Here is a 22,831-nt window from a genome sequence, read left to right on the forward strand (position 1 = left end):
TTCCATGCCTGTAGACAACCTTCCCCTGGAGGCCGCAAACATGACTCAACCCAGTAGTTCGTTGGCCCTTTCCGGCAACGCCCTGGCGTTGGCGGTGGCCAACCCGGGTGCGCTTGGCACCATCGATGCCTACATTTCCGCCGTCAACCGCCTGCCCATCCTGACCGCCGAACAGGAAGGCCAGCTCGCGCGCCGCCTGCGCGACGAAGGCGACCTCGAGGCCGCGCGCGAACTGGTCGTGTCGCACCTGCGTCTGGTGGTGTCGGTGGCGCGCCAGTACCTGGGTTACGGCCTGCCGCACGCCGACCTGATCCAGGAAGGCAATGTCGGCCTGATGAAGGCCGTCAAGCGCTTCGACCCCGAGCGCGGGGTGCGGCTGGTGTCGTTCGCCGTGCACTGGATCAAGGCCGAAATCCACGAATTCATCATCCGCAACTGGCGGCTGGTCAAGGTGGCCACCACCAAGGCGCAGCGCAAGCTGTTCTTCAACCTGCGCAGCATGCGCCCCGACGGCCAGACGCTGGATCCCGAGCAGGTCGACCACATCGCGCGCGAGCTCAATGTGCGCCGCGAGGACGTCAGCGAGATGGAAGTGCGCCTGTCCGGGCGCGACCTGTCGCTGGAAAGCCAGGACGACGATGACGACAGTTTCGCGCCGATCGCCTATCTGTCCGATGAGGGCCGGCAAGAGCCGAGCCGCGTGCTGGACCGCATGGCGCACGACGACCTGCAGGGCGCCGGCCTGGGCCGGGCGCTCGAAGCGCTGGACGCGCGTTCGCGCCGCATCATCGAGGCCCGCTGGCTGCAGGACGACGGCGGCCTGACCCTGCACGAACTGGCCCAGGAGTTCGGCGTATCGGCCGAGCGGGTGCGCCAGATCGAAGCAGCGGCGCTGAAGAAAATGCGCGGTGCGCTGACCCCCGCCTGACGCCGTACGCGGCGCCCGCGCATGCAAGACAGACCGCTACGGCGGTCTGTTTTTTTGGGGCCCTTGCGGCAGGGTGTGCCTGTCCCCGCTGGGACAGGCACACCCTGCTACGCCATGACATGCGGGCCCCGACGGGGAACCCCGCATTTTTGATACGTTCAGATACAAAATACTTGTCCGCCACCCTGGCACGCTGGAAACTAAATCGCCGCTCGTGCGCCTAAACATACGTAGACCGCGAACTTGGCCATGCCAACGGTTGCAGTCTTGTCATCCGTCTCGGCTTCTCCTCTTTCCCCTCCCCTATGAGACGGATGCTTGCGGGGCACCTAGCATATCGGTGCCCCATTTTTTTGCCTGCTCGTTGCGCAAGCCGCCCGCGGCGGCCCGGTTCAACCGGCGTTCTGGCGCAGCAAGGCGCGCCACCGGTCGCCGTCCAGGCGCCGCACGCCGGTCGCCAGCGATCCATCCGCATACAACTTCAGCCAGCGATAGCCCGGCGCGGCGTCGTCCACGCAATGCTTGCCGTCGCGCACGACGAACTGGAAACAGGTCGACGGCGTGGCCAGCATGCGCAGGTTGTGGCGGCGGCAGTCGAATTCCTGGTGCACGTGCCCCCACAGCAGCACGCGCGCCTGCGGCAGGCGCTGCAGGCGCTGGAAGAGCAATTGCGCGTTGTCCAGCATCATGGTGTCGTGCCAGTCGGGGTCGCCTTGCACCGGGTTGTGGTGCACGGCCACCAGCAGCGGGCGGTCGCCGGCGAGGCGGGCGGCGCGGCTGAGCAAGTCGAGCTGATCGTCTGCGAGATGCCCGCCGTTGGAGCCGGGCACCGTCGAATCCAGCAGCACGATGCGCCAGGCGCCCAGGTCGAGCACCGGGTCGCTCCACGCGCCCAGTTCCGCCCGCAGCGTGGCAGGCGCGTCATGGTTGCCGGGCAGGCAGCGCACCGGCAAGCCGGTCTGCGCCAGCAGGGCGTGCAGGCGCTGGTACGAGGCCGGCGAACCGTCCTGCGACAGGTCGCCGGTGAGCAGCAGCGCGTCGGGGTTCAAGCCATCCTCGCCGACTTGCCGCAGCACGGCCTGCAGGCTGGCTTCGGTATCCACGCCCAGCATCGCCGTATGCGGTTCGTCGAACAGGTGCATGTCGGTCAATTGCACCAGCACGGCGGGCGCGTCGGCGCGAACGGGGGCGGCGGAATCGGACAAGATGGCTCCAGGGCAAACGGGGTTTTCACCATACCGAAATTTCCCGGCACAGGCCGGGCGCGCCATGCCGGCCGCGTAACCAAGTGTGCGCCCGGCCGCCGGCCAGCGTCGGTTTTCCGGAAAAAAACGCTATTCTTGTTGCTCTTTATAAGGCAGCCAGGACAAGAAGTCGCGCCCATGGATATCGGTTTTCTCGTGTTTGGACTGGCTGGGCTGCTGACGCTGGTCTGTTTCATGCCGCCGCTTGCCGGCCGCCTCAAGCTGCCCTATTCGGTGCTGCTGGCGCTGGTCGGCTGCCTGCTGGGCATCGGCGTGCATTTGCACGGCTGGGCCCCGCCCGTGCTGGGCGACCTGCTCGACACCATCGAGCATTTCGAGATTTCATCCGAAACCTTCCTGATGGTGTTCCTGCCGGTGCTGCTGTTCGAGACCGCGTTGTCGATGAACGTGCGCCGGCTGATCGACGATATCGGTCCAATCCTGATGATGGCCATCGTGGCGGTCGTGGTGTGCACCCTGGTGGTGGGTTTCGCGGTCGACGCCGTTTCGTCGTATGGCCTGATCGTCTGCCTTCTGCTGGGCGCCATCGTGGCCACGACCGACCCGGCCGCGGTGGTGGGCATCTTCCGCGAAGTGGGCGCGCCCAAGCGGCTGACCACGCTGGTCGAGGGCGAGAGCCTGTTCAACGACGCGGCCTCGATCGCCTTGTATTCAGTGCTGCTGGCGGCGCTGGGCGGCAGCGGCGAGCTGTCGGTGGGCGCGGTCTTCAACGATTTCATTTTCCATTTCGTGGGCGGCGGGTTGGCCGGTTTCCTGATGGGGCGCCTGGCATGCGCGCTGTTTGCCTGGCTGCGCGGCTTTCCGACCGCCGAAATCACCCTGACGCTGACGCTGGCTTATCTGTCGTTCTTCATTTCCGAGCATTACCTGGGCGTGTCCGGGGTGGTGGCCACCGTGATCGCGGGACTGGTGGTGGGTTCGACCGGGCGCACGCGCATGTCGCCCACCACGTTCGAGTTCCTGTCCAGCGCCTGGGGGCAGTTCGGCTTCTGGGCCAATTCGCTGATCTTCCTGTTCGCGGCCATGCTGATTCCCAAGCTGATGGCCGAGGCGGACTGGCAGGAGCTGCTGCTGGTGCTGGTGGTGTTCGCCGCCACCCTGGCCGCGCGCGCCATCGTGGTGTTCGGCCTGCTGCCGCTGCTGCGGGTGGCGCGCATCGGCGCCGAGGTCAGCAACCCGTACAAGAGCGTCATGTGGTGGGGCGGCCTGCGCGGCGCCGTGTCGCTGGCGCTGGCCCTGGCGGTGACCGAGCAGAGTTCGGTGCCCGAGCAGGCGCGCCAGTTCGTGGCCGTGGCGACCACCGGTTTCGTGCTGATGACCCTGATGATCAACGGCGTGAGCCTGCGTCCGCTGATCCGCATGCTGGGCCTGAACCAGTTGTCCCCGGTGGAGCGCACCATCCGCAACCAGGTATTGGTGGCCGCGCTGGAGGACCTGCAGGGCCGCACCGAGGAGATCGCCAAGGTCGACCATGTCAATCCCGAGGCGCGCGACCGCATCCGGGCGGTGTTCGATGCCAGCCTGACCAGCGTGCACGACGGGCAGGTCGGCCAGATGACGCTGGACCAGCGGGTGGCGGTCGGCCTGTCCATCGTGGCCCGGCGCGAAGAGGAAATGTTCTTCGATATCCTGAAGGCGCAGATCGTCGACTGGCGCCTGGCCGAAGGCCTGCTGGCGCGCGCCGAGCGCCTGGAAGACGCGGTGCGCGCCGGCGGGCTGGCCGGCTTCGAGGCGGGCATCGTTGCCGACGTGCGCTATTCGCGGCTGTTCCGCATGGCCTTGCGGACGCACTACATGTTCGGCTTCCAGGGTTGGCTGGCGCGCGAGCTGGGCAAGCGTTTCGCCAGCCTGCTGACCAAGCGGTCGGTGGCGCGGGACCTGATGAAGTTCGCGCGCGAACAGGTGGCCCCCCTGCTGGGCGAAGAGGCCGCAGACCGCATCATCGCCGCGCACCAGCGCCGCCTGGACCTGATCGAGAACGCGCTGCAGGCGCTGACGCTGCAGTACCCGTCGTATTCGCTCTGGCTGCAGGAAAGCCACCTGGGCCGGGTGGCGCGCGAGCTGGAGCGCCGGCGCTATCGCGACATGCTGGAACAGTTCCTCATCAGCGGCGAAGTCTATGCCGACTTGATGGCGCAGTTGAAAGCCCGCTGGCAGCACATCGACAAGCATCCGCCACTGGACATCGAGCTGGGCTCGGCCGAACTGGTCAAGCGCGTGCCGCTGTTCGAGGGCCTGAGCCAGGATTCGCTGCGCGCGATCTGCCGCCTGCTCAAGCCGCGCCTGGCCCTGCCCGACCAGCATATATTGACCGAGGGCCGCCATGGCCAGGAGATGTGCATCGTGGCGTCCGGGGCCGTGGTGGTGCATCTGCCCGACCACACCACCATCGAACTGGGCAGCGGGGAGTTCTTCGGCGAGCTCGCCCTGCTGGGCGAGGAGCAACTGGTGCCCGATGTCACGTCGCTGGGCTACAGCAAGCTGCTGATGCTGTCGGCGCGCGATTTCCATGCCCTGCTGGCGCGCGACGAGCACCTGCGCGAGCGCATCCAGACCGTTGCCAAGCAGCGCATGCGCGCCATCGAGGTGTGGAAGCAATACTCGCAAGCCGCGGCGGCGGCCGCCGCCAGCACGGCCTCGGAGGATTCGGCGCCGGCGTAGGCGGCCGAGTGGCATGGCGTACGGCAGTGTGCCTGTCCCCGCGGGGACAGGCACCGGGAAGTCGGCGGGTGCCAGTCCCCCTGCGGGGACAGGCACCCGGGGGTCAGGTTGTGCCTTCGGCTCTGCGTTGCATGATGTCCTCGACGATGACCAGCGCGGCTTCCAGGGTGAATTCGCCGGCTTCGATGCGGCGTACGGCGTGGTCGACGCTGATGGTGGCGATTTCCATGACTTCGCCGTCGCGGTTGGCCGGCCGTGCGTCGGCCGGCAATACGCACGTGCTGGTCAGCAGGTCTTCGACCTGGTAGCCCTCGGGCAGTCGCCGGTGCATGCGCAGGATGGTGCGCAGCGGGGTGCGTTGTTCCAGCTGGTGCGGATCCAGGCCGGCTTCTTCGCCGCATTCGCGCACCAGCGCGGTTTCCAGGTTTTCGCCGCTGCCGGCCAGGCCGCCCACCAGGGTGTCCCACATGCCCGGATCGGTGGACTTCGTCATCGCGCGGCGGGCGATCCACAGTTCGCCTTGCGGCGTCCAGGCGTTCAGGTGCACGGCGCGGGTATTGAGCCCCAGCGGCCGCACCGCGGCGCGCTCGATGGCGCCCAGGCGCAGATCGCCGGCGCAGACGTCCAGCAATTCGTCGCGCCACCCACGCAGGCAACGGGCATCGCGTAAAGATTGCGCAACCTGGGCCAGCAAGGCGTCCAGCGTCGGGCCAGGCGCGAGATCGGCGCCGATGCGCAGGCCGTCGGCGTCGGGCTGCAGGTCGGCCAGGCCGCTGGCGCGCAGGGCGTCGCACGCGGCATGCGTGACCCAGCCGCAACAATGGCCGGCAATGTAGAGCGGCCGGGCCTGGTCGGGCGGCAGGGCTTGGGCGCGTTGGCCGAGCTCGGCATACAGCCTCGTGAGCCGCTGCTGGCTTGCATAGTGAGTGTCTGGCATGCGATGGATTTTAGTTCAGCCGCGCGCCGGGGACCCGATGGCGGGCGCACAGATGGGGGCGCTGCGGAACGAATTCAAGTGAGCAAAATTACATTCGTTTGCGCGTCCGCTATAATTCCGCGGTTTCTTTGTGAATTCGAGTGGGATCGACGGGGCTGCTTCTACCCTGCCTTGCCCTACCGTCTAATAAATCGCGCGTTTGCCCGCCTTTAGGACGGCCTGTACGGCGTATCAAGGAACGGGCATCGTGCCGTGTTTCGAGGTAAGCATGAAGAAGTGGAGAGGGATACTGGGCGCTTGTGCGCTGCTGATTGGCAGCGCGGCCGCGGCGCAAGTGCAAGACATGCCCGGGGGCCCAAGGGTCAATCAGCTAAACCTGCACGAAGGCGTCACGCAGATCTCGCGAGACGTCGTGTGGCTGCATTGGATGATGCTCGCGATCTGTATCGTGATCTTCATCGGCGTGTTCGGCGTGATGTTCTATTCGATCTGGGCGCACCGGAAGTCGCGCGGGCACAAGGCCGCCACTTTCCACGAGCACCTGGGCGTGGAAGTCGCGTGGACGGTCATTCCTTTCCTCATCGTCATCGCCATGGCGCTGCCGGCCACCAAGACCGTGGTCGCCATGAAGGACACTTCCAGCGCCGACGTGACCGTCAAGGTCACGGGCTACCAATGGAAGTGGGGCTACGAGTACCTTGACGGCGAAGCCGCCGGCATCAAGTTCCTCTCCACCCTGTCCACGCCGCGCGCGCAGATCGAGAACCGCGAGCCCAAGGGCCAGTTCTACCTGATGGAAGTCGACAACCACATGGTGGTTCCGGTCGACAAGAAGGTGCGCGTGGTGCTGACCGCCGGCGACGTCATCCACTCCTGGATGGTTCCGGACTTCGGCGTCAAGCAGGACGCGATCCCCGGCTTCCTGCGCGATGCCTGGTTCCGCGCCGAGAAGCCCGGCATCTATCGTGGCCAGTGCGCCGAACTGTGCGGCAAGGACCACGCCTTCATGCCCATCGTGGTGGAAGTGCTGGCGCAGCCCGAGTACGACAAGTGGGTCGCCGATCAGAAAAAGAAGATGGCGGCTTCGGCGGACGATCCCAACAAGGAATGGACGCAGGCCGAACTGGTTGCGCGCGGCGAGAAGGTGTTTGCCGCCAATTGCGTGGCCTGTCACCAGGCCAACGGCAAGGGCATTCCGGGCTCGTTCCCTCCGCTTGACGGCGATCCCGTCGTGCTGGGCCCCAAGGCCGCGCAGATCAATACCGTGCTCAAGGGCAAGCCCGGCACCGCCATGGCGGCGTTCGGCGGCCAGCTCAACGATGTCGAAGTCGCGGCGGTCATCACCTACACGCGCAATGCCTGGAGCAATGCAGGCAAGGGCCAGGACCCGGTGGTCCAACCCAAGGACGTGGTGGCGGCGCGCTGAAGCGCGCCCCGCTGCTGTTCCTGTAGTTGGCAGTTTCCACCGTTACGTTCGATCGAGATCCCTGCCGGCCTCCTGGACCGAGGCCGGCAATCAGCAGGAAGGAGTCCATCATGAGCAGCGTCACTGTAGACCACGTGTCGCCGGGCCACGGCCACGGTCACGATGACCACCACCACGCCATGCCGAGCGGCTGGCGCCGCTGGCTTTTCGCTACCAACCACAAAGATATCGGGACGATGTACCTCATCTTCTCGTTCTTCATGCTGATGGAAGGCGGCGTGCTGGCCCTGTTGCTGCGCACCGAGCTGTTCGAGCCCGGTCTGCAGTTCTTCCGCCCCGAACTGTTCAACCAGTTCACCACCATGCACGGCCTGATCATGGTGTTCGGCGCCGTCATGCCGGCGTTCGTGGGCTTCGCCAACTGGATGATCCCGCTGCAGATCGGCGCCTCCGACATGGCGTTCGCCCGCATGAACAACTTCAGCTTCTGGCTGCTGCCGGTCGCCGGCATCATGCTGACGGTGTCGTTCTTCGTGCCCGGCGGCGCCACCGCCGCCGGCTGGACGCTGTATGCGCCGCTGTCGGCCCAGATGGGCCCCGGCATGGACCTGGCCATCTTCGCGCTGCACATCATGGGCGCCTCGTCCATCATGGGCGCGATCAACATCATCGTCACGGTGCTGAACATGCGCGCGCCCGGCATGACGCTGATGAAGATGCCGCTGTTCTGCTGGACCTGGCTGATCACCGCGTTCCTGCTGATCGCGGTGCTGCCGGTGCTGGCCGCTGCCATCACCATGGTGCTGACCGACCGCCACTTCGGCACCGGCTTCTTCAACGCGGCCGCCGGCGGCGACCCGGTGCTGTACCAGCACGTGTTCTGGTTCTTCGGGCACCCCGAGGTCTACATCATGATCCTGCCGGCGTTCGGCATCGTGTCGGCCATCGTGCCGGCCTTTGCCCGCAAGCAGCTGTTCGGCTATGCGTCGATGGTGTACGCCACCGCCGCCATCGCCATCCTGGCGTTCATCGTCTGGGCGCACCACATGTTCACCACGGGCATGCCGGTGACCGGGCAGCTGTACTTCATGTACGCCACCATGCTGATCTCGATCCCGACCGGGGTGAAGGTGTTCAACTGGGTGGCCACCATGTGGCGCGGCTCGATGACCTTCGAGACGCCGATGCTGTTCTCGGTGGGCTTCATCTTCGTGTTCACCATCGGCGGCTTCACCGGCCTGATCCTGTCGGTCGCGCCGATCGACATCCAGGTGCACGACACCTACTACGTGGTGGCGCACTTCCACTACGTGCTGGTGGCGGGCTCGCTGTTCGCGCTGTTCGCCGGCACGTACTACTGGCTGCCCAAGTGGACCGGCCGCATGTACAGCGAGAAGCTGGGCAAGCTGCATTTCTGGTCGTCGATGATTTCGTTCAACATCACCTTCTTCCCGATGCACTTCCTGGGCCTGGCCGGCATGCCGCGCCGCTACGCCGACTACGCCGCGCAGTTCACCACCTTCCACCAGCTGGCCACGATCGGCGCGTTCTGGTTCGGCCTGTCGCAGCTGATCTTCCTGTGGGCCGTGCTGCGCTGCTACCGCGGCAAGGGCGAAGTGGCCTCGGCCAAGCCCTGGGAAGGCGCCGAAGGCCTGGAGTGGACCGTGCCGTCGCCGGCGCCGTTCCATACCTTTGAAACCCCGCCCGAAGTAAAGTAAGGTCATCGCACCCCCTACGTAGCAAGGCAGTAACATGACTCCTGAACAACGCCGCCGCAATCGCAACGTCGCCCTCATCCTGTTGGCGCTGGTCGCGGCGGTGTTCGTCTGGACTTTTATCCGCGGCGCCGTGCTGTTTGCCGGCGTGACGGGCTGACGGAGGGCATGACATGACCGACGACCTGCACAAGCTCAGCCAGCGCAAGCTGAGCTTTTTCCAGACCATGAAAGCCGTGCTGTGGGGCTTTTTCGGGGTGCGCAAGGGTGCGGGCTACCAGGACGACATCGCCAGGCTGAATCCGGTGCATGTCATCGTGGCCGGCCTGCTGGCTGCTGCAATTTTCGTGATCGCCCTGGTGGCGATCGTGCGCTGGGCCGTCGCCGGCCTGGCATGAAGCAATAATTCAACAATCTGTACCAGGGAGAAGACCATGAGTGCGAGCCACTCGGTTCAAGGCAAAGAGGCCCCGTACTACTACGTGCCTGCAGATTCCGGGCACCCCGTGCGGACCGCCTTGGCACTGTTGGCCATGGGCCTGGGCGCGGCCGGTTGGGTCAATGGCGCCGTGTGGGGCAAGTGGGTGGTGCTGGCCGGCGTGATCGGCCTGTTCCTCACCCTGTACTTCTGGTTCGGCGACGCCATCCAGGAGTCCGAGAGCGGCTTGTACAGCAAGCGTATCGACGCGTCGTACCGCTGGGGGATGAGCTGGTTCATCTTCTCGGAAGTGATGTTCTTCGCCGGTTTCTTCGGCGCGCTCTGGTATGTGCGCACCATCACCACGCCCTGGCTGGGTGACCTGGACCACAAGCTGCTGCTGTGGCCCGACTTCAACGCCACCTGGCCCAACTTCGGCCCGGCCGGCGTGGTCGAGCACTTCCAGACGGTCGGCCCGTTCTGGCTGCCCACCATCAACACCGCCCTGCTGCTGTCCTCGGGCGTGACGCTGACCATCGCGCACCACGCGCTGCGCGAGAACCTGCGCGGCAAGGCCATCTTCTGGCTGTTCGCGACGGTGACGCTGGGCTTCATCTTCGTGGCCTGTCAGGCCGCCGAGTACATCCATGCCTATGCCGACCTGAACCTGAAGTTCAATTCGGGCGCGTATGGGTCGCTGTTCTACATGCTGACGGGCTTTCACGGCTTTCACGTGATCGTGGGCGCCACCATGCTGACCGTGATCCTGATCCGCCTGATCCGCGGCCACTTCACCGCCGACAACCATTTCGGCTTCGAGGGCGCGGCCTGGTACTGGCACTTCGTCGACGTGGTGTGGCTGGGCCTGTACCTGTTCGTGTACTGGTTCTAGACCCGCCGCCGCAGCGAGCCTTGACGACGAATGCCCCCGCAAGGGGGCATTCGTTCGCCGGCAGGGCTATCATGCAGGGCGCGGCCGCGGGAACTCGCGCCGCCGTGCGCTATCTCAATCCCGTGCTTTCTATCCAGCCCAGGTGATGGGCCAGCAGCACGAACAGGAACAGGGCAACCGACAGCCCGATGCGCACCGTCAGCGCATTGACCGTGCGGTTGGTACTGCCTTTGTCCTTCATCAGGTAGACCAGGGCGGATGCCAGGCTGGCGAGAATACCGATGAAGGCCACTATGACTATGACGCGCATGCAGGCCTCCGGCGCAAAACGGAAATTATTGCAGACATGGCTCGACCGCACTCGTGGAAATTGACCTTGGCAGCCTTGTTGCTGTTGGGTATCGCGGCCGCCATTCTCGCATCGTTGGGACGCTGGCAGCTGCATCGCGCCGACGAGCGCCGCGCCGTGCTGGCCGCCATCGAGGGCGGGCGCGCGCTGGCGCCGCTGGCCCTGGCGCCCGATACGCCGGCGCCGCAGCTGACCGCATGGCGCGCCGCCAGCGCCGAGGGCCAATGGCTGCCGCAGTTCAGTGTACTGCTGGAGAATCGCAACCATGGCGGGCGGCCCGGTTACTGGCTGGCCACGCCGCTGCGGCTGCACGCCGGCGGGGCGGCCGTGCTGGTGTTGCGCGGCTGGCTGCCGCGCGCGCTGGGCGCCGGCCAGACGCTTTCGGTGCCGGCGCCGCCGGCTGGCCCGCAGGCGGTCACCGGCGAACTGATGCCGCGCGTGCCCAGGTTGTTCGAATTGTGGTCGTTCGGCGACGCGCGCGCCGGCAAGCTGCCCGACACCTTGCCGGCATCCGGGGCGCTGCCGCCGGTGGTGCAGAACCTGCAGCTCGACGACTACGCGCGCGCCAGCGGCCTGACGCTGCTGCCGACGGTGCTGATGCAGACCGGCGAGCACAACGACGGCCTGGCGCGCGACTGGCCGCAGCCCTCGGTCGATTACAACCAGAACATCGGCTATGCCATGCAATGGTTCGCGTTTGCCGGCATCGCCGCCATCGCCTGGCTGGTCGTGGCCGCGCGCGCCTGGCGGCGCCGGCGCCAGGCTTGATCCCTCCCGATACAGGAAAACATACGTGGCCCGCTCTTTTGCTCCTTCCGCGCCCAAGCGCTCGATGCTGCCCCTGGTGCTGGTGTTCCTGTGCGCGCTGGCCCCCGTGCTGGCGGCCGTCATCGTGTACAACAATCCCCAGTGGTGGCCCGAGGACAGCAGCAACTACGGCACGCTGGTGCAGCCGCAGCGGCCCATGCCGACGGCGCAGCAGCTGCAGCTGACCACCCTGGACGGCAAGCCGTTCGACCCCGCCGGGCTCAAGGGCAAGTGGCTGCTGGGCGTGGCCGACCAGGCCGCCTGCCCCGAATCTTGCGCCCGCAAGCTGTTCATCACCCGCAACAGCCACGCCAGCCAGGGCAAGAACGTCGACCGCGTGCAGCGCGTCTGGTTCATCACCGACGACGGGGAGGTGCCGCAGAAAGTGCTGGACGCCTATCGCGGCACCCTGATGCTGCGCGCCCGTCCCGAACAGCTGGGTCGCTATCTGCTGGGGCAGGACGCCGCCGCGCCGGCGGCCCTGCTCGGGCCCATGTGGGTCATCGACCCGCTGGGCAACCTGATGTTGCAGTTCCCTCCCGACGCCGATGGCGTCAAGGTGCGCAAGGACATCAGCAGGCTTCTGTACAACTCGCGCATCGGCTGACCATGGACCGCATCAAGCAGCGCTATCGCAAACTCGTCTTCTTCACCTGGTTCCTGACGCTGGACCTCATCATGTTCGGCGCCTTCGTGCGCCTGACCGATTCCGGGCTGGGTTGCCCCGACTGGCCGGGCTGTTACGGCAGCGTGACTCCATTGGGCGCCATGTCCGACATCCATCAGGCCGCCAGCAGCATGCCGTTCGGGCCGGTCACTCTGTCCAAGGCCTGGATCGAGATGATCCACCGCTACGTCGGCGCCTTCCTGGGCATGCTGATCATCGCCATCGTCTGGATGGCCTGGCGCTACCGGCGCGAGCTGGGCCGCTCGCCGGCCCTGGCCGTCGGCGCGCTGATCGCGGTGTGCGTGCAGGGCGCGTTCGGCGCCTGGACGGTGACCCACAAGCTGATGCCGGTGGTGGTGACCGCGCACCTGGTGTTCGGCCTGCTGGTGCTGTCGCTGATGACCTGGCTGTCGGCGCGCGAACGGCCGCACGCGCCCCTGTCGCCGCAGGCACGGCGCTGGCGGCCGTGGATGACGGTCGGGTTTCTGCTGCTGCTGGCGCAGATCACCCTGGGCGGCTGGGTCAGCACCAATTACGCGGCGCTGGCCTGCATGGACTTCCCGACTTGCCATGGCCAGTTGCTGCCGGAGATGGATTTCCATGGCGGTTTTTCGCTGATTCGCGCGTTGGGCGAGCTGCCCTCGGGGGAAATGATTTCCCAGCACGCGCTGACCGCCATCCACTGGACGCATCGCAATTTCGCTTTCGTGGTGTTCGCCTACGTCGGCGTGCTGGCCTGGCGCCTGCGCGGCGAGCCGGGCCTGCGCGGGCCGGCCACGCTGATGCTGGCGCTGCTGGCGGCCCAGCTGTTCACCGGGCTGACCACCATCTTCTTCCAGTGGCCGCTGCTGATCGCGGTGTTGCACAATGGCGGGGCGGCCGGGCTGACCCTGGCCGTCGTGGTCATCCTGGTGCGCCTGGCCGACGCGCCGCAAGCCGCCGGGGTGGTCCGGCCCCAATTCGATCGCGTTTAGAATAGCGACCATGTCCAGTCTTGCTGCCCCCCAAACCGGATTGCTGCGCCAATACCTCGTCCTGACCAAGCCGCGTGTCACGCAGCTGGCGGTATTCTGCGCGGTGATCGGTATGTTCCTGGCCGCGCCTGGCATGCCGGATCTGAGCCACGTGGTGTTTGGCACCCTGGGCATCTGGCTGCTGGCCGCCGCGGCATTCGCCATCAACTGCCTGATCGAGCAGGAGGTCGACGCCCGCATGCTGCGCACCGCGCGGCGCGCGACGGCGCGCGGCACCATCTCCGACATCCAGGTGCTGAGCCTGTCGGGCCTGCTGGGCGGCGCGGGCATGCTGGTGCTGTACCACCTGGTCAACCCGCTGACCATGTGGCTGACCTTCGCCACCTTCGTCGGCTACGCCATCATCTACACCGTCATCCTCAAGCCGCGCACGCCGCAGAACATCGTGATCGGCGGCCTGTCGGGCGCCATGCCGCCGGCCCTGGGCTGGGCCGCGGTGGCCGATTCCGTGCCGGCCGAGGCCTGGGTCCTGGTGCTCATCATCTTCATCTGGACCCCGCCGCATTTCTGGGCGCTGGCGCTGTACCGCAACAACGACTACATCAAGGCCGGCCTGCCCATGCTGCCGGTGACGCACGGCCAGCAATTCACGCGGCTGCATATCCTGCTCTACAGCTTCGCCCTGCTCGCCACCACCTTGCTGCCGTACGCCATCCGCATGAGCGGCGCGCTGTACCTGGCCAGCGCGCTGGCCCTGGGCGGCATGTTCGTCTGGTATGCCTGGCGCCTGTATCGCGAATACAGCGATGCGCTGGCGCGCCGCCTGTTCCGCTTCTCGATCCTGTACCTGGCGCTGCTGTTCGGCGCGCTGCTGATCGATCACTGGGTCGGCCTGCTGCGCTGACTGTAGGAGGGTTGTTTCGATGTTCGCCTTTACTTCCGCACGCCGCCGTGCGCTGCAAGCCGTAGCCGCGATGGGCGTGGCCGCGCTGCTGGCCGCCTGCGGCGAAAGCGCGCCGGCCTTCAAGGGCAGCGATATCACCGGCACGCAACTGGGCAAGAAGCTGGCGCTGGTCGACCACAACGGCAAGCCGCGCACCCTGCAGGACTTCGCCGGCAAGGCGGTGGTGGTGTTCTTCGGTTTCACCCAGTGCCCCGACGTCTGCCCGACCTCGCTGGCCGAGCTGTCGCAGGTCATGAAGCAGCTCGGGCCGGACGCCGACCGCGTGCAGGTGCTGCTGGTCACCGTGGACCCCGAGCGCGACACGCCTGAAATACTCAAGCAGTACGTGACGACGTTCGATCCGCGCTTCCTGGGCCTGACCGGCACGCCCGAGCAGATCAAGCAGGCCGCCGCGTCGTTCAAGGCCTATTACGCCAAGGTCCCGACCCAGGACGGGGCCAACTACACCATGGACCATACCGCCGCCTTCTACCTGTTCGACGGCAAGGGCGAATCGCGCGTACTGGCCACCAATACCGCCGGCGCCGAAGCGCTGGCGCACGACATCAAGGCCTTGCTGTAGACGCGGGGTGTCCATCCCCGCATGAGGACTGACATCTGTGGCAGGGTGTGCCTGTCCCCACTGGGACAGGCACACCGCGCTACGCCATGAACGGTTGACTGCCAAGACGGTATCTGTCCCCGCATGGGGGGGCCGATACCCGTGGACGCCCAAAGCGCCCGGCCGCGCGCCTTATTTCCGGCTGTCCAGCCACGCCTGGTAGGCGGCGCGGGCGGCCTGGCTCAGCTCGGCGGGGGTGATGTCGCGGCGATGGCCGATGATCATCAGCGCATAGGGGGTGGCCAGCGCGGCGGCCTGGGCGCAAAGGCGGGACTCGTCGCCCTGCGAGGGCGCGCGGTGGCGCCAGTAGTTGATGGCTTGTTCCAGCTCGGGCAGGGTGATCGGCGTATCCATCGTGGCATTGTCCCAGAATTGCCAGCGCGGCGAATGGCGTATTCTTTGCAAAGGGTCACCATCGCAATACGCGGAAACGCGGCGGCGGTGCTATACAACGGGCCGTAGTCGTTGCCGGAGAACCGACATGAATCGTCCCTCAGAATCCGCGCCCAGGCGCAGGCTGCACCCGTTGCTGGGCGCCGCGGCCGTTTCCGTCATCATTCTCAGCGCCGTCGCCGTGGCGGCCATGACGGGGGTCTTGCCCAACCTGTCGGCCGGGTCGTCGCCGCAGGCGGCCGCCTCGGCGCAAGAGGCCGCGCTGGCCGGGCCGGAGGCCGCCAATGTGGCTTCCGCGCCGCAGCAGGCGCCCAAGCAGGCCCAGAAGCCGGCCCAATCGGCGCAACCTGCCCAGCAGCCCGCCCAGGCGGGCGCGCCGGCCTGCGCCACCTGCGGCGTGGTCGAGGGCATCCGCACCGTGCAGGTGCCGGTGCGCGATGACAGCAACCATCTGATCGGCACGGTCGCCGGCGGCGTGGTCGGCGGCGTGGTGGGCAACCAGTTCGGCGGCGGCCACGGGCGCGACGCCCTGACCGTGCTGGGCGCGGTGGGCGGCGCGCTGGCTGGCCGTGAAGTCGAGCGCAATATCCGTGAGCAACAGACGGTGACGCATTATGAGCTGACCGTGCGCATGAGCGATGGCAGCCGGCGCCAGTTCCGCAGCGCCCAGCCCTTCGCGTTCGCCTCGGGCGACCGGGTGCGGGTCGAGAACGACCAGCTGCTGCCGGGTTGAGCGCGCGGCCGGCGCGCCCGGATACAGGTGCAAAGAATTCGCAGCATGGCGAGCGGCCGTTCCGTGGCAGACTTGCGGCCAGCGGCGTAGGTCATCCGGCGTTTTGGCAGGGGCTGGAATCGAGCGTAATATCGGGCAGCGATAATGCGGGTCGCATACCGGCCCGCCGCATGTCGATAACGGGCCGGCGCGCCCAGCCATCGCAGGAGACCGAATGAGCGACTCGCACACCAATCCGTTCGTGCTGCCCGGGATGGGCCAGAATTCGGATCTGTCCGGCAATCCCCTGTTGGCGAGCATGGAAATGATGCGCCAGGCGTGGGCCGGGCTGGCGGGCCCGGGCGGCCTGACCCAGGCCTTGCCCATGGCGGTGCCCATGAACCTGGAAGACCTCGACCGCCGGATCAACGAACTGCGCAGCGTCGAGAACTGGCTGCGCCTGAACCTGTCGATGCTGTCGAGCTCGATCCAGGGGCTGGAGGTGCAGCGCGCCACCATTGCCACCTTGCGCTCGTTCGTCGACAGCGTGTCGTCGGTCGGCGCCGACGAGGCCGCGGGCGGCGCTTCGCCGCTGGAAGTGGCGCTGGGCCTGAAGCCGGCGCCGCAGGGCGGCGGCGCGCCGACCGGCCAAGCGGGTGGCCAGGCCGCCGCGCCGGCTGCGGAAGCTGGCGCCGTTCCTCCCTCCATCAACGCGGCGGCCCAGTCGGCGTCGCAGGCCTGGTGGGACCTGATGCAGCAGCAATTCAACAACCTGGCCGCGGCCACGGCCGCGTCGATGCAGGCCCCGGCGGGCGAAACGCCGCCGCCGGGCGCGGCGGATGCCCCGCCCGCCGCCGCCGGCAAGCCCAAGGCGGCGCGCAAGAGCGCCGCCAAGCCGCGGGCGCCGCGCAAGCGGGCGCCCGCCAAGGGCGCGGCGGACAAGCCGTAGCGCGCCGGCACGTCCTGGAATCGTCGCGCTTATCGAACCTTCGCGTTTACTGACTTTGGATATCTCAGATTTCTATGCTTAATGTAGTGATACTCGCCGCCGGACTGGGCAAGCGCATGCAGTCCGATCTTCCCAAGGTGCTGCATACCCTGGCCGGCCGGCCCATGCTCGATCACGTCATCGGCAGCGCGCGGCAGTTGCAGCCGGCGCGCATCATCGTGGTGGTCGGACACGGCGCCGATCGCGTCAAGGCGGCCTTCGAGGGCCTGCCCGGCCTGCAGTTCGCGCTGCAGCAGCCGCAGCATGGCACCGGCCATGCCGTGCAGCAGGCGGTGCCGCAATTGCTGGAAGGCGATGGCGAGGACGACGTCACCCTGGTGCTCTATGGCGACGTGCCGCTGGTGCAGCCGGCCACCTTGCAGAACCTGCTGCAGGCGCGCGGCCGCGGCGTCGCCGTGCTGACCGAGGTGCTGGCCGATTCGACCGGCTACGGCCGCATCGTGCGCGATGCGCAGGGCCAGGTGTGCCGCATCGTCGAGCACAAGGACGCCAGCGAGGCCGAGCGCGCCATCAAGGAAGTCAACACCGGCATCCTGGCCGCGCCCACGGCGCGCCTGAAGGACTGGCTGGGCCGCATCACCAATGACAACGCCCAGGGCGAGTACTACCTGACCGACGTGATCGGCCTGGCGGTGGGCGACGGCGTGCCGGTGGGCGCCGCGCAGCCTGGCGCCAGCTGGGAGACCCTGGGCGTGAACAGCCGCGTGCAGCAGGCCCAGCTGGAGCGCGCCTGGCAAAGCGAGCTGGCGCGCCGCCAGCTGGAGGCCGGCGTCACCCTGGCCGATCCGGCCCGCTTCGACGTGCGCGGCACGCTGAGCTGTGGCCGCGACGTGTTCATCGACGTGGGGTGCGTGTTCGAGGGTACGGTTACGCTGGGCGACGGCGTGCGGGTGGGCCCGCACTGCGTGCTGCGCGACGTGGCCGTGCAGGCCGGCGCGCGCATCGAGGCATACTCGCACCTGCAGCAGGCCAAGGTGGGCCAGGAAGCCGTGGTCGGCCCGTATGCGCGGCTGCGTCCCGGCGCCGACCTGGGCGAGCGCTCGCATGTGGGCAACTTCGTCGAGATCAAGAACAGCGTGCTGCAGGCCGATAGCAAGGCCAACCACCTGGCCTATATCGGCGATGCCGACATCGGTGCGCGCGTCAATGTCGGCGCGGGCACGATCACCTGCAACTACGACGGCGTGAACAAGCATCGCACGGTGATCGAGGACGATGCCTTCATCGGTTCCGATACCCAGCTGGTGGCCCCGGTGCGCGTGGGCAAGGGCGCGACCCTGGGGGCCGGCACGACGCTCACCAAGGATGCGCCGGCCGGGCAGTTGACGATTTCGCGGGCGCGCCAGAGCACCATCGAAGGCTGGAAGCGCCCGGTCAAGAAATCGTGATCGGCGAGGATGCGTCCGCCGCCCGGTGCGGCTCCCGCAACTCGCCGCCCGACGGGCTGCCCACGCCGCGCCGGTATTGGGCCGCCGCCACGGTCCTGACCGGCATGAGCCTGGCGGTGCTCGATGCCACCATCGCCAACGTGGCGCTGCCGACGATCGCGCGCGACCTGAATGCCGCGCCTTCCGATGCCGTGTGGGTGATCAACGCCTATAACGTCGCGGTGGTGGTCATGCTGCTGCCCATGTCGGCGCTGGCCGAGCGCGTGGGCTTCCGGCGCATGTTCACCTTCGGCCTGCTGCTGTTCACCCTGTCGTCGCTGGCCTGTGTCTTCGCCGGGCAGCTATGGCACCTGACGCTGGCGCGGGTCTGCCAGGGCGTGGGGGCGGCGACGCTGATGTGCATGTTCGGCGGGCTGGTGCGCAACATCTACCCCCTGCGCATGCTGGGCCGCGGCATCAGCATCAACGCCACGACGGTGGCCGTCATGTCGGTGCTGGGGCCGACGCTGGGTTCGCTGATCCTGTCGGTGGCGTCGTGGCGCTGGATTTTCGCCGTCAACCTGCCCATCGGCATCGTCATCATGTGCGGCCTGCGTTTCCTGCCCGAGGTGCCGCGCAACAAGATGCCGCTGGATTGGCTGAGCGCGCTGCTGGCCATGCTGACGCTGGGCATTTTCATTTCCGGCGTGGACCTGCTGGGGCACGACGTGCTGCGCGGCATCGGGATGATCGCCGTGGCCGTGGCCATCGGCTGGCTGCTGGTGCGGCGCGCCAGCGGCCAGACGGCGCCGCTGGTGCCGGTGGACCTGTTGCGCATCCAGGCAGTGGCGTACGCCGTGGCCGCCTCGGCCTGTACCTTCGCCGCGCAGATGGCCTCGTACGTGGCACTGCCCTTCTATTTCCAGCAGGTGCTTGAACGCCCCTACCTGCAGATCGGCCTGCTGATGGCGGCCTGGCCGGTGGGCACCGCCGTGGTGGCGCCGGTGGCCGGGCGGCTGTCCGACCGTTACGCGGCCTCGACGCTGAGCGGCGCGGGGGCCGGCATCATGGCGCTGGGCATGGCCTGCCTGACCCTGCTGCCGACCACGGTGTCCAACCCGTGGATCATGGCCGGCATGTTCCTGACCGGGCTGGGGTTCGGCCTGTTCCAGACGCCCAACAACCGCGCCATGCTGTCGTCGGCGCCGCGCCAGCGCAGCGGGGCGGCCGGCGGCGTGCAGGCCACCACCCGGGTGTTCGGCCAGAGCTTCGGCACCGCGCTGGTGGCCATCGCTTTCAGCGTCTATCCCCAGCACGGGCCCACGCTGGCCCTGGCGCTGGGCACGGTATGCGCCTCGCTGGGCGTGGTGGTCAACGTGGTGCGCCGCCGCGCCGAGGCCTAGGGGGGCCGCCCAGGGCGGGCGCCGGCCCGGGCGGGAGCGGCGCTCCACTACTTCTATAATGCCCGCAGTGCGGCGGATGGTCCGCTGACGCCGCGTATTGCGAGGTTGCAGGCATGAAAATCACAGTCGTTGGTACCGGCTATGTCGGGTTGGTGTCGGGCGCGTGCCTGGCCGATATGGGCAACGAGGTGCTGTGCCTGGACACGGACGCCGCCAAGGTGGCGATGCTGCGCGAAGGGCACATACCCATCTACGAGCCGGGCCTGGAAGACCTGGTCAAGCGCAACGTGGCGGGCGGCCGCTTGCAGTTCACCGACGACATCGCCGCCAGCGTGGCGTTCGGCGACGTCCAGTTCATCGCCGTGGGCACGCCGCCCGGCGAGGACGGCTCGGCCGACCTGCAGTACGTATTGGCGGCGGCGCGCAGCATCGCCCGCCACATGACGACCCGCAAGGTGGTGGTGGACAAGTCCACCGTGCCGGTGGGCACCGCCGACAAGGTGCGGGCGGCCATGCAGGAAGTGCTGGCCGAGCGCGGGGTGGAGGTGCCGTTCAGCGTGGCCTCCAATCCCGAGTTTCTCAAGGAAGGCGCGGCGATCAACGACTTCATGAGCCCCGACCGCATCATCGTGGGCGCCGACGACGAGCACACCATCGACACCATGCGACGCATCTATGCGCCGTTCCAGCGCACCCACGAGCGCGTGATGGTGATGGACGTGCGCTCGGCCGAGCTGACCAAGTACGCCGCCAACGCGATGCTGGCCACGCGCATCTCGTTCATGAACGAGATGGCCAACCTGGCCGAGGCGCTGGGCGCCGACATCGAACAGGTGCGGCGCGGCATCGGGGCCGATCCGCGCATCGGCTACCACTTCCTGTACCCGGGCATCGGCTATGGCGGCTCGTGCTTCCCCAAGGATGTGCAGGCGCTGATGCGCAGCGCCGGCGAGCACGCCCTGCCCATGCGCGTGATCGAGGCCGCCGAGACGGCCAACCAGGCGCAGAAGCTGCGGCTGGCGCACAAGGTGGTCGCGCGCTACGGCGCGGACCTGCAGGGCCGCACGTTCGCGCTGTGGGGCCTGGCCTTCAAGCCCAATACCGACGACATGCGCGAAGCGCCCAGCCTGAGCACCATCGCCGACCTGACGCGGCGCGGCGCGCGCATCCGGGCCTACGACCCGGTGGCCATGCCGCAGGCCGCCAAGGTGCTGGACGACAACCCCGCGGTCGAACTGGTCGACGACATGTACCAGGCGCTCGACGGCGCCGACGGCCTGCTGATCGCCACCGAGTGGAAGGTGTTCCGGGCTCCCGACCTGACCCGCGTCAAGCAGATGCTCAAGGCGCCGCTGATCATCGACGGGCGCAACCTCTATGTGCCGGCCGACATGCGCGCGCAGGGCTTCGACTACCAGGGCATAGGCCGCGCATGAGGATACTGCAGCTCAACTTCGAGAAAGGCTGGCGCGGCGGCGAGCGCCAGACGCTGTACTGCATGCGCGCCTTCCGCAAGGCCGGCCACGATGTCGAGCTGCTATGCCGCGCCGGCGGGCCCTTGCAGGCGCGCGCCGCCGAGGAAGGCTTCGTCACGCACGGCCGGCGCAACGTGCCCGGCCAGCTGGGTTTCCTGGCCAGCGCCGGCGCAAGCTACGACATCATCCATGCCCAGACCGCCAACACCGTGACCTGGGCCGTGCTGACCAAGGCGCTGCACCGCCGGCCGGTGGCGTTCTCGCGCCGCACTTCGTTCGTGGTCGAACCGGGCGAGGAGTGGAAGACCGGCTTCAAATGGCGCCGGATCGACCTGTTCGTGGCGATCAGCGAGATGGCCGCCGGCGAGCCGCGCCGCCTGGGCATCGAACCGGTCATCATCCGCAGCGCGGTCGAGCCGCACGTCATCGATCCGGCCAACGTCGAGCGGCTGGCGCGCGAGTTCGCCCTGCAAGGCAAGAAGGTGCTGGCCACCTCGGCGGCGCTGATCCACGACAAGGACCCGCTGACGCTGGTGCGGGCGGTCGGCGAGCTGGCGCGCCAGCGGCAGGACTTCGTGTTCCTGCATTTCGGCGCGGGCGGCGACCGCGAGGCGCAGGCGCGTGCCGAGGCGCAAGCCCTGGGCCTGGACGGCGTGTACGTGTTCGCGGGTTTTCGCAAGGGCGTCGAAGACTTCTACAGCATCATGGACGTATTCGTCATGAGCTCGCTCGAAGAGGCGCTGGGCAGCAGCGTGCTGGATGCCTTCCTGCAACGGGTGCCGGTGGTATCGACCGACGCCGGCGGCCTGAAGGAAAGCCTGGCCGACGGCCGCGGCGTCCTGTGCGCCGTGGGCGATCATCATGCGCTGGCCGCCGGCATGGCGCGCTGCCTGGACGACGCGGCGTTTCGCGCCGACGTCACCCAGCGCGCCTACGATTACGTGCGCACCGAACACGACGTCACGGAAATGGGCCGGCGCTACCTGGCCCGATTCGAGCAATTGCTGGCGCGGCGCTAGCCGACGCCCTGGAGCGCTGCGATGGAAACGGCCAGATTCGGATTGCGGTCCTATCGCGGCGAAACCAGCCGCCACGCCCATCCCTGCCATCACCAGCTGATCCTGCCGCGCGGCGGCGGCATGCTGCTGTCGGCCGCCGGCCGCGAAGGGCGCGTGACCGGCGCCTGGGGGGCGCTGGTACCGGCCGGCGAGTCGCACGCCTTCCAGGCCGATACCGGCGCCGCTTTCCTGGTGCTGGACCTGCCCGCCGCCGCCAGCCCGTTCGATACCGATACCTTGCACCGCCTGGGCGAACAGGTGTTCTTCCCGCTGCCGCCGGCGGCCTGGCATCTGGCCGAAGCCGCCGGCGCGCAGGCGGCGCATGCCCCGCATCGGCTGGCCGACGGTTGGCGCGACTGGGCGGCGCTGCTGGGCCAGGCCCTGGGCGATGCGCGCCCGCCCCGTCCCGCGGCGGTGCTGGCGCGGCTGCGCGCCTGTGTCGAGGCCGAACTGGCCCGCCCGCTCACGGTCGCCGAACTGGCGCGCCGCGCCGGCGTCAGCGAGCGCACGCTGCAGGCGGTCTGCCGCGCCGAACTGGGCGTGGGGCCGCATGGCTATGTCATGCAGCGCCGCCTGGCGCGCGCCCGCGCGCTGCTGGCGCAGACCGCCTTGCCGCTGGCCGAGGTGGCCGCGGCGGCCGGCTATGCCGACCAGAGCGCGCTGGCGCGCGCCGTGCGCGCCGGCTGCGGCATGACGCCGCTGCAGTACCGGCGCGGCCAGCGCGGCTGAACGCTTCGCGGGTTTTGCCTAAACCCGCGCCATTGCTTCAAGACAGGGCGTGCGCGGGCGGGTAGCGTGGCGCGACCAACC

23 protein-coding genes are annotated in these 22,831 nt (G+C 68.0%); 19 read left to right on the forward strand and 4 right to left on the reverse strand.

Going from position 1 to position 22,831, the window contains the following annotated elements; all coding sequences use genetic code 11:
* Positions 1-4: 4 nt before the first annotated feature.
* The gene (gene rpoH, locus EL288_RS00790; protein ID WP_003815756.1) at positions 5-928 is read left to right on the forward strand and encodes an RNA polymerase sigma factor RpoH; all 924 of its coding nucleotides are present in this window, start codon (positions 5-7) and stop codon (positions 926-928) included.
* A gap of 392 nt (positions 929-1,320) precedes the next feature.
* On the opposite strand, the gene EL288_RS00795 is transcribed toward rpoH, so the two are convergent.
* Entirely contained in the window at positions 1,321-2,133 is an 813-nt protein-coding gene (locus EL288_RS00795; protein ID WP_003815754.1) for a phosphodiesterase, read from the reverse strand.
* 177 nt (positions 2,134-2,310) lie between these two features.
* Between EL288_RS00795 and EL288_RS00800 the strand changes: the two genes are divergently transcribed.
* A complete protein-coding gene (locus EL288_RS00800; protein WP_003815752.1) occupies positions 2,311-4,854 on the forward strand; it encodes a cation:proton antiporter in 2,544 nt (847 codons plus the stop codon).
* 103 nt (positions 4,855-4,957) lie between these two features.
* On the opposite strand, the gene EL288_RS00805 is transcribed toward EL288_RS00800, so the two are convergent.
* A complete protein-coding gene (locus tag EL288_RS00805; protein WP_003815750.1) occupies positions 4,958-5,791 on the reverse strand; it encodes an NUDIX hydrolase in 834 nt (277 codons plus the stop codon).
* 268 nt (positions 5,792-6,059) lie between these two features.
* On the opposite strand from EL288_RS00805, the gene coxB reads away from it, so the two are divergent.
* From coxB to EL288_RS00830, 5 genes are all read left to right on the forward strand, one after another.
* On the forward strand, positions 6,060-7,217 hold the full coding sequence (gene coxB / locus EL288_RS00810; protein WP_003815748.1) for a cytochrome c oxidase subunit II: 1,158 nt from the start codon (positions 6,060-6,062) through the stop codon (positions 7,215-7,217).
* A gap of 110 nt (positions 7,218-7,327) precedes the next feature.
* Positions 7,328-8,935 (forward strand): cytochrome c oxidase subunit I, encoded by a 1,608-nt coding sequence (gene ctaD, locus EL288_RS00815; RefSeq protein ID WP_003815745.1) that lies wholly within the window; start codon positions 7,328-7,330, stop codon positions 8,933-8,935.
* Positions 8,936-8,969: 34 nt separating this feature from the next.
* On the forward strand, positions 8,970-9,092 hold the full coding sequence (locus tag EL288_RS24405) for a cytochrome oxidase small assembly protein (RefSeq protein WP_003815743.1): 123 nt from the start codon (positions 8,970-8,972) through the stop codon (positions 9,090-9,092).
* A gap of 13 nt (positions 9,093-9,105) precedes the next feature.
* Positions 9,106-9,330, forward strand: coding sequence for a DUF2970 domain-containing protein (locus EL288_RS00825; RefSeq protein WP_003815740.1), 225 nt, complete (start codon positions 9,106-9,108; stop codon positions 9,328-9,330).
* A gap of 36 nt (positions 9,331-9,366) precedes the next feature.
* Positions 9,367-10,242 carry a cytochrome c oxidase subunit 3 gene (locus tag EL288_RS00830; protein ID WP_003815738.1) on the forward strand — a complete coding sequence of 292 codons (876 nt, stop codon included), beginning with the start codon at positions 9,367-9,369 and terminating at the stop codon, positions 10,240-10,242.
* 109 nt (positions 10,243-10,351) lie between these two features.
* Here the strand turns inward: EL288_RS00830 and EL288_RS00835 are convergent, their stop codons facing one another.
* A complete protein-coding gene (locus EL288_RS00835) occupies positions 10,352-10,552 on the reverse strand; it encodes a twin transmembrane helix small protein (RefSeq protein WP_003815736.1) in 201 nt (66 codons plus the stop codon).
* Between the two features lie 60 nt (positions 10,553-10,612).
* Between EL288_RS00835 and EL288_RS00840 the strand changes: the two genes are divergently transcribed.
* Genes EL288_RS00840 through EL288_RS00860 form a run of 5 tightly spaced genes read left to right on the forward strand, consistent with a single transcriptional unit; the run spans position 10,613 to position 14,565 of the window.
* Complete coding sequence (locus EL288_RS00840) at positions 10,613-11,359, forward strand: SURF1 family protein (protein WP_019247764.1); 747 nt, start codon at positions 10,613-10,615, stop codon at positions 11,357-11,359.
* Positions 11,360-11,384: 25 nt separating this feature from the next.
* On the forward strand, positions 11,385-12,005 hold the full coding sequence (locus tag EL288_RS00845) for an SCO family protein (protein WP_003815732.1): 621 nt from the start codon (positions 11,385-11,387) through the stop codon (positions 12,003-12,005).
* 2 nt (positions 12,006-12,007) lie between these two features.
* Complete coding sequence (locus EL288_RS00850) at positions 12,008-13,039, forward strand: COX15/CtaA family protein (RefSeq protein WP_126621880.1); 1,032 nt, start codon at positions 12,008-12,010, stop codon at positions 13,037-13,039.
* A 10-nt stretch (positions 13,040-13,049) separates the two neighbouring features.
* On the forward strand, positions 13,050-13,943 hold the full coding sequence (gene cyoE, locus EL288_RS00855; RefSeq protein ID WP_003815729.1) for a heme o synthase: 894 nt from the start codon (positions 13,050-13,052) through the stop codon (positions 13,941-13,943).
* A gap of 19 nt (positions 13,944-13,962) precedes the next feature.
* Positions 13,963-14,565, forward strand: coding sequence for an SCO family protein (locus EL288_RS00860; RefSeq protein WP_003815727.1), 603 nt, complete (start codon positions 13,963-13,965; stop codon positions 14,563-14,565).
* Between the two features lie 171 nt (positions 14,566-14,736).
* Here the strand turns inward: EL288_RS00860 and EL288_RS00865 are convergent, their stop codons facing one another.
* Positions 14,737-14,958, reverse strand: a complete 222-nt coding sequence (locus EL288_RS00865; RefSeq protein WP_003815725.1) for a DUF3717 domain-containing protein — start codon at positions 14,956-14,958, stop codon at positions 14,737-14,739.
* A gap of 127 nt (positions 14,959-15,085) precedes the next feature.
* On the opposite strand from EL288_RS00865, the gene EL288_RS00870 reads away from it, so the two are divergent.
* The 7 genes from EL288_RS00870 (at position 15,086) to EL288_RS00900 (ending at position 22,750) form a co-directional block, all read left to right on the forward strand.
* Entirely contained in the window at positions 15,086-15,730 is a 645-nt protein-coding gene (locus EL288_RS00870) for a glycine zipper 2TM domain-containing protein (protein ID WP_003815724.1), read from the forward strand.
* Between the two features lie 214 nt (positions 15,731-15,944).
* Complete coding sequence (locus tag EL288_RS00875; RefSeq protein WP_003815722.1) at positions 15,945-16,658, forward strand: PhaM family polyhydroxyalkanoate granule multifunctional regulatory protein; 714 nt, start codon at positions 15,945-15,947, stop codon at positions 16,656-16,658.
* A gap of 74 nt (positions 16,659-16,732) precedes the next feature.
* Positions 16,733-18,106 (forward strand): bifunctional UDP-N-acetylglucosamine diphosphorylase/glucosamine-1-phosphate N-acetyltransferase GlmU, encoded by a 1,374-nt coding sequence (glmU, locus tag EL288_RS00880; protein ID WP_003815721.1) that lies wholly within the window; start codon positions 16,733-16,735, stop codon positions 18,104-18,106.
* The gene (locus tag EL288_RS00885; RefSeq protein ID WP_003815720.1) at positions 18,103-19,488 is read left to right on the forward strand and encodes an MFS transporter; all 1,386 of its coding nucleotides are present in this window, start codon (positions 18,103-18,105) and stop codon (positions 19,486-19,488) included. The genes glmU and EL288_RS00885 overlap by 4 nt, the downstream gene beginning before the upstream one ends.
* A 113-nt stretch (positions 19,489-19,601) precedes the next feature.
* Complete coding sequence (locus EL288_RS00890) at positions 19,602-20,924, forward strand: UDP-glucose dehydrogenase family protein (protein WP_010927215.1); 1,323 nt, start codon at positions 19,602-19,604, stop codon at positions 20,922-20,924.
* Positions 20,921-21,982: a glycosyltransferase family 4 protein gene (locus tag EL288_RS00895; RefSeq protein ID WP_010929453.1), complete on the forward strand. Its 1,062-nt coding sequence runs from the start codon at positions 20,921-20,923 to the stop codon at positions 21,980-21,982. The genes EL288_RS00890 and EL288_RS00895 overlap by 4 nt, the downstream gene beginning before the upstream one ends.
* A 21-nt stretch (positions 21,983-22,003) precedes the next feature.
* Complete coding sequence (locus EL288_RS00900) at positions 22,004-22,750, forward strand: helix-turn-helix domain-containing protein (protein WP_003815717.1); 747 nt, start codon at positions 22,004-22,006, stop codon at positions 22,748-22,750.
* The last annotated feature ends 81 nt before the right edge of the window (positions 22,751-22,831 follow it).

This window comes from Bordetella bronchiseptica (assembly GCF_900636925.1).
In the GTDB taxonomy this organism is placed as follows: domain Bacteria; phylum Pseudomonadota; class Gammaproteobacteria; order Burkholderiales; family Burkholderiaceae_B; genus Bordetella; species Bordetella pertussis.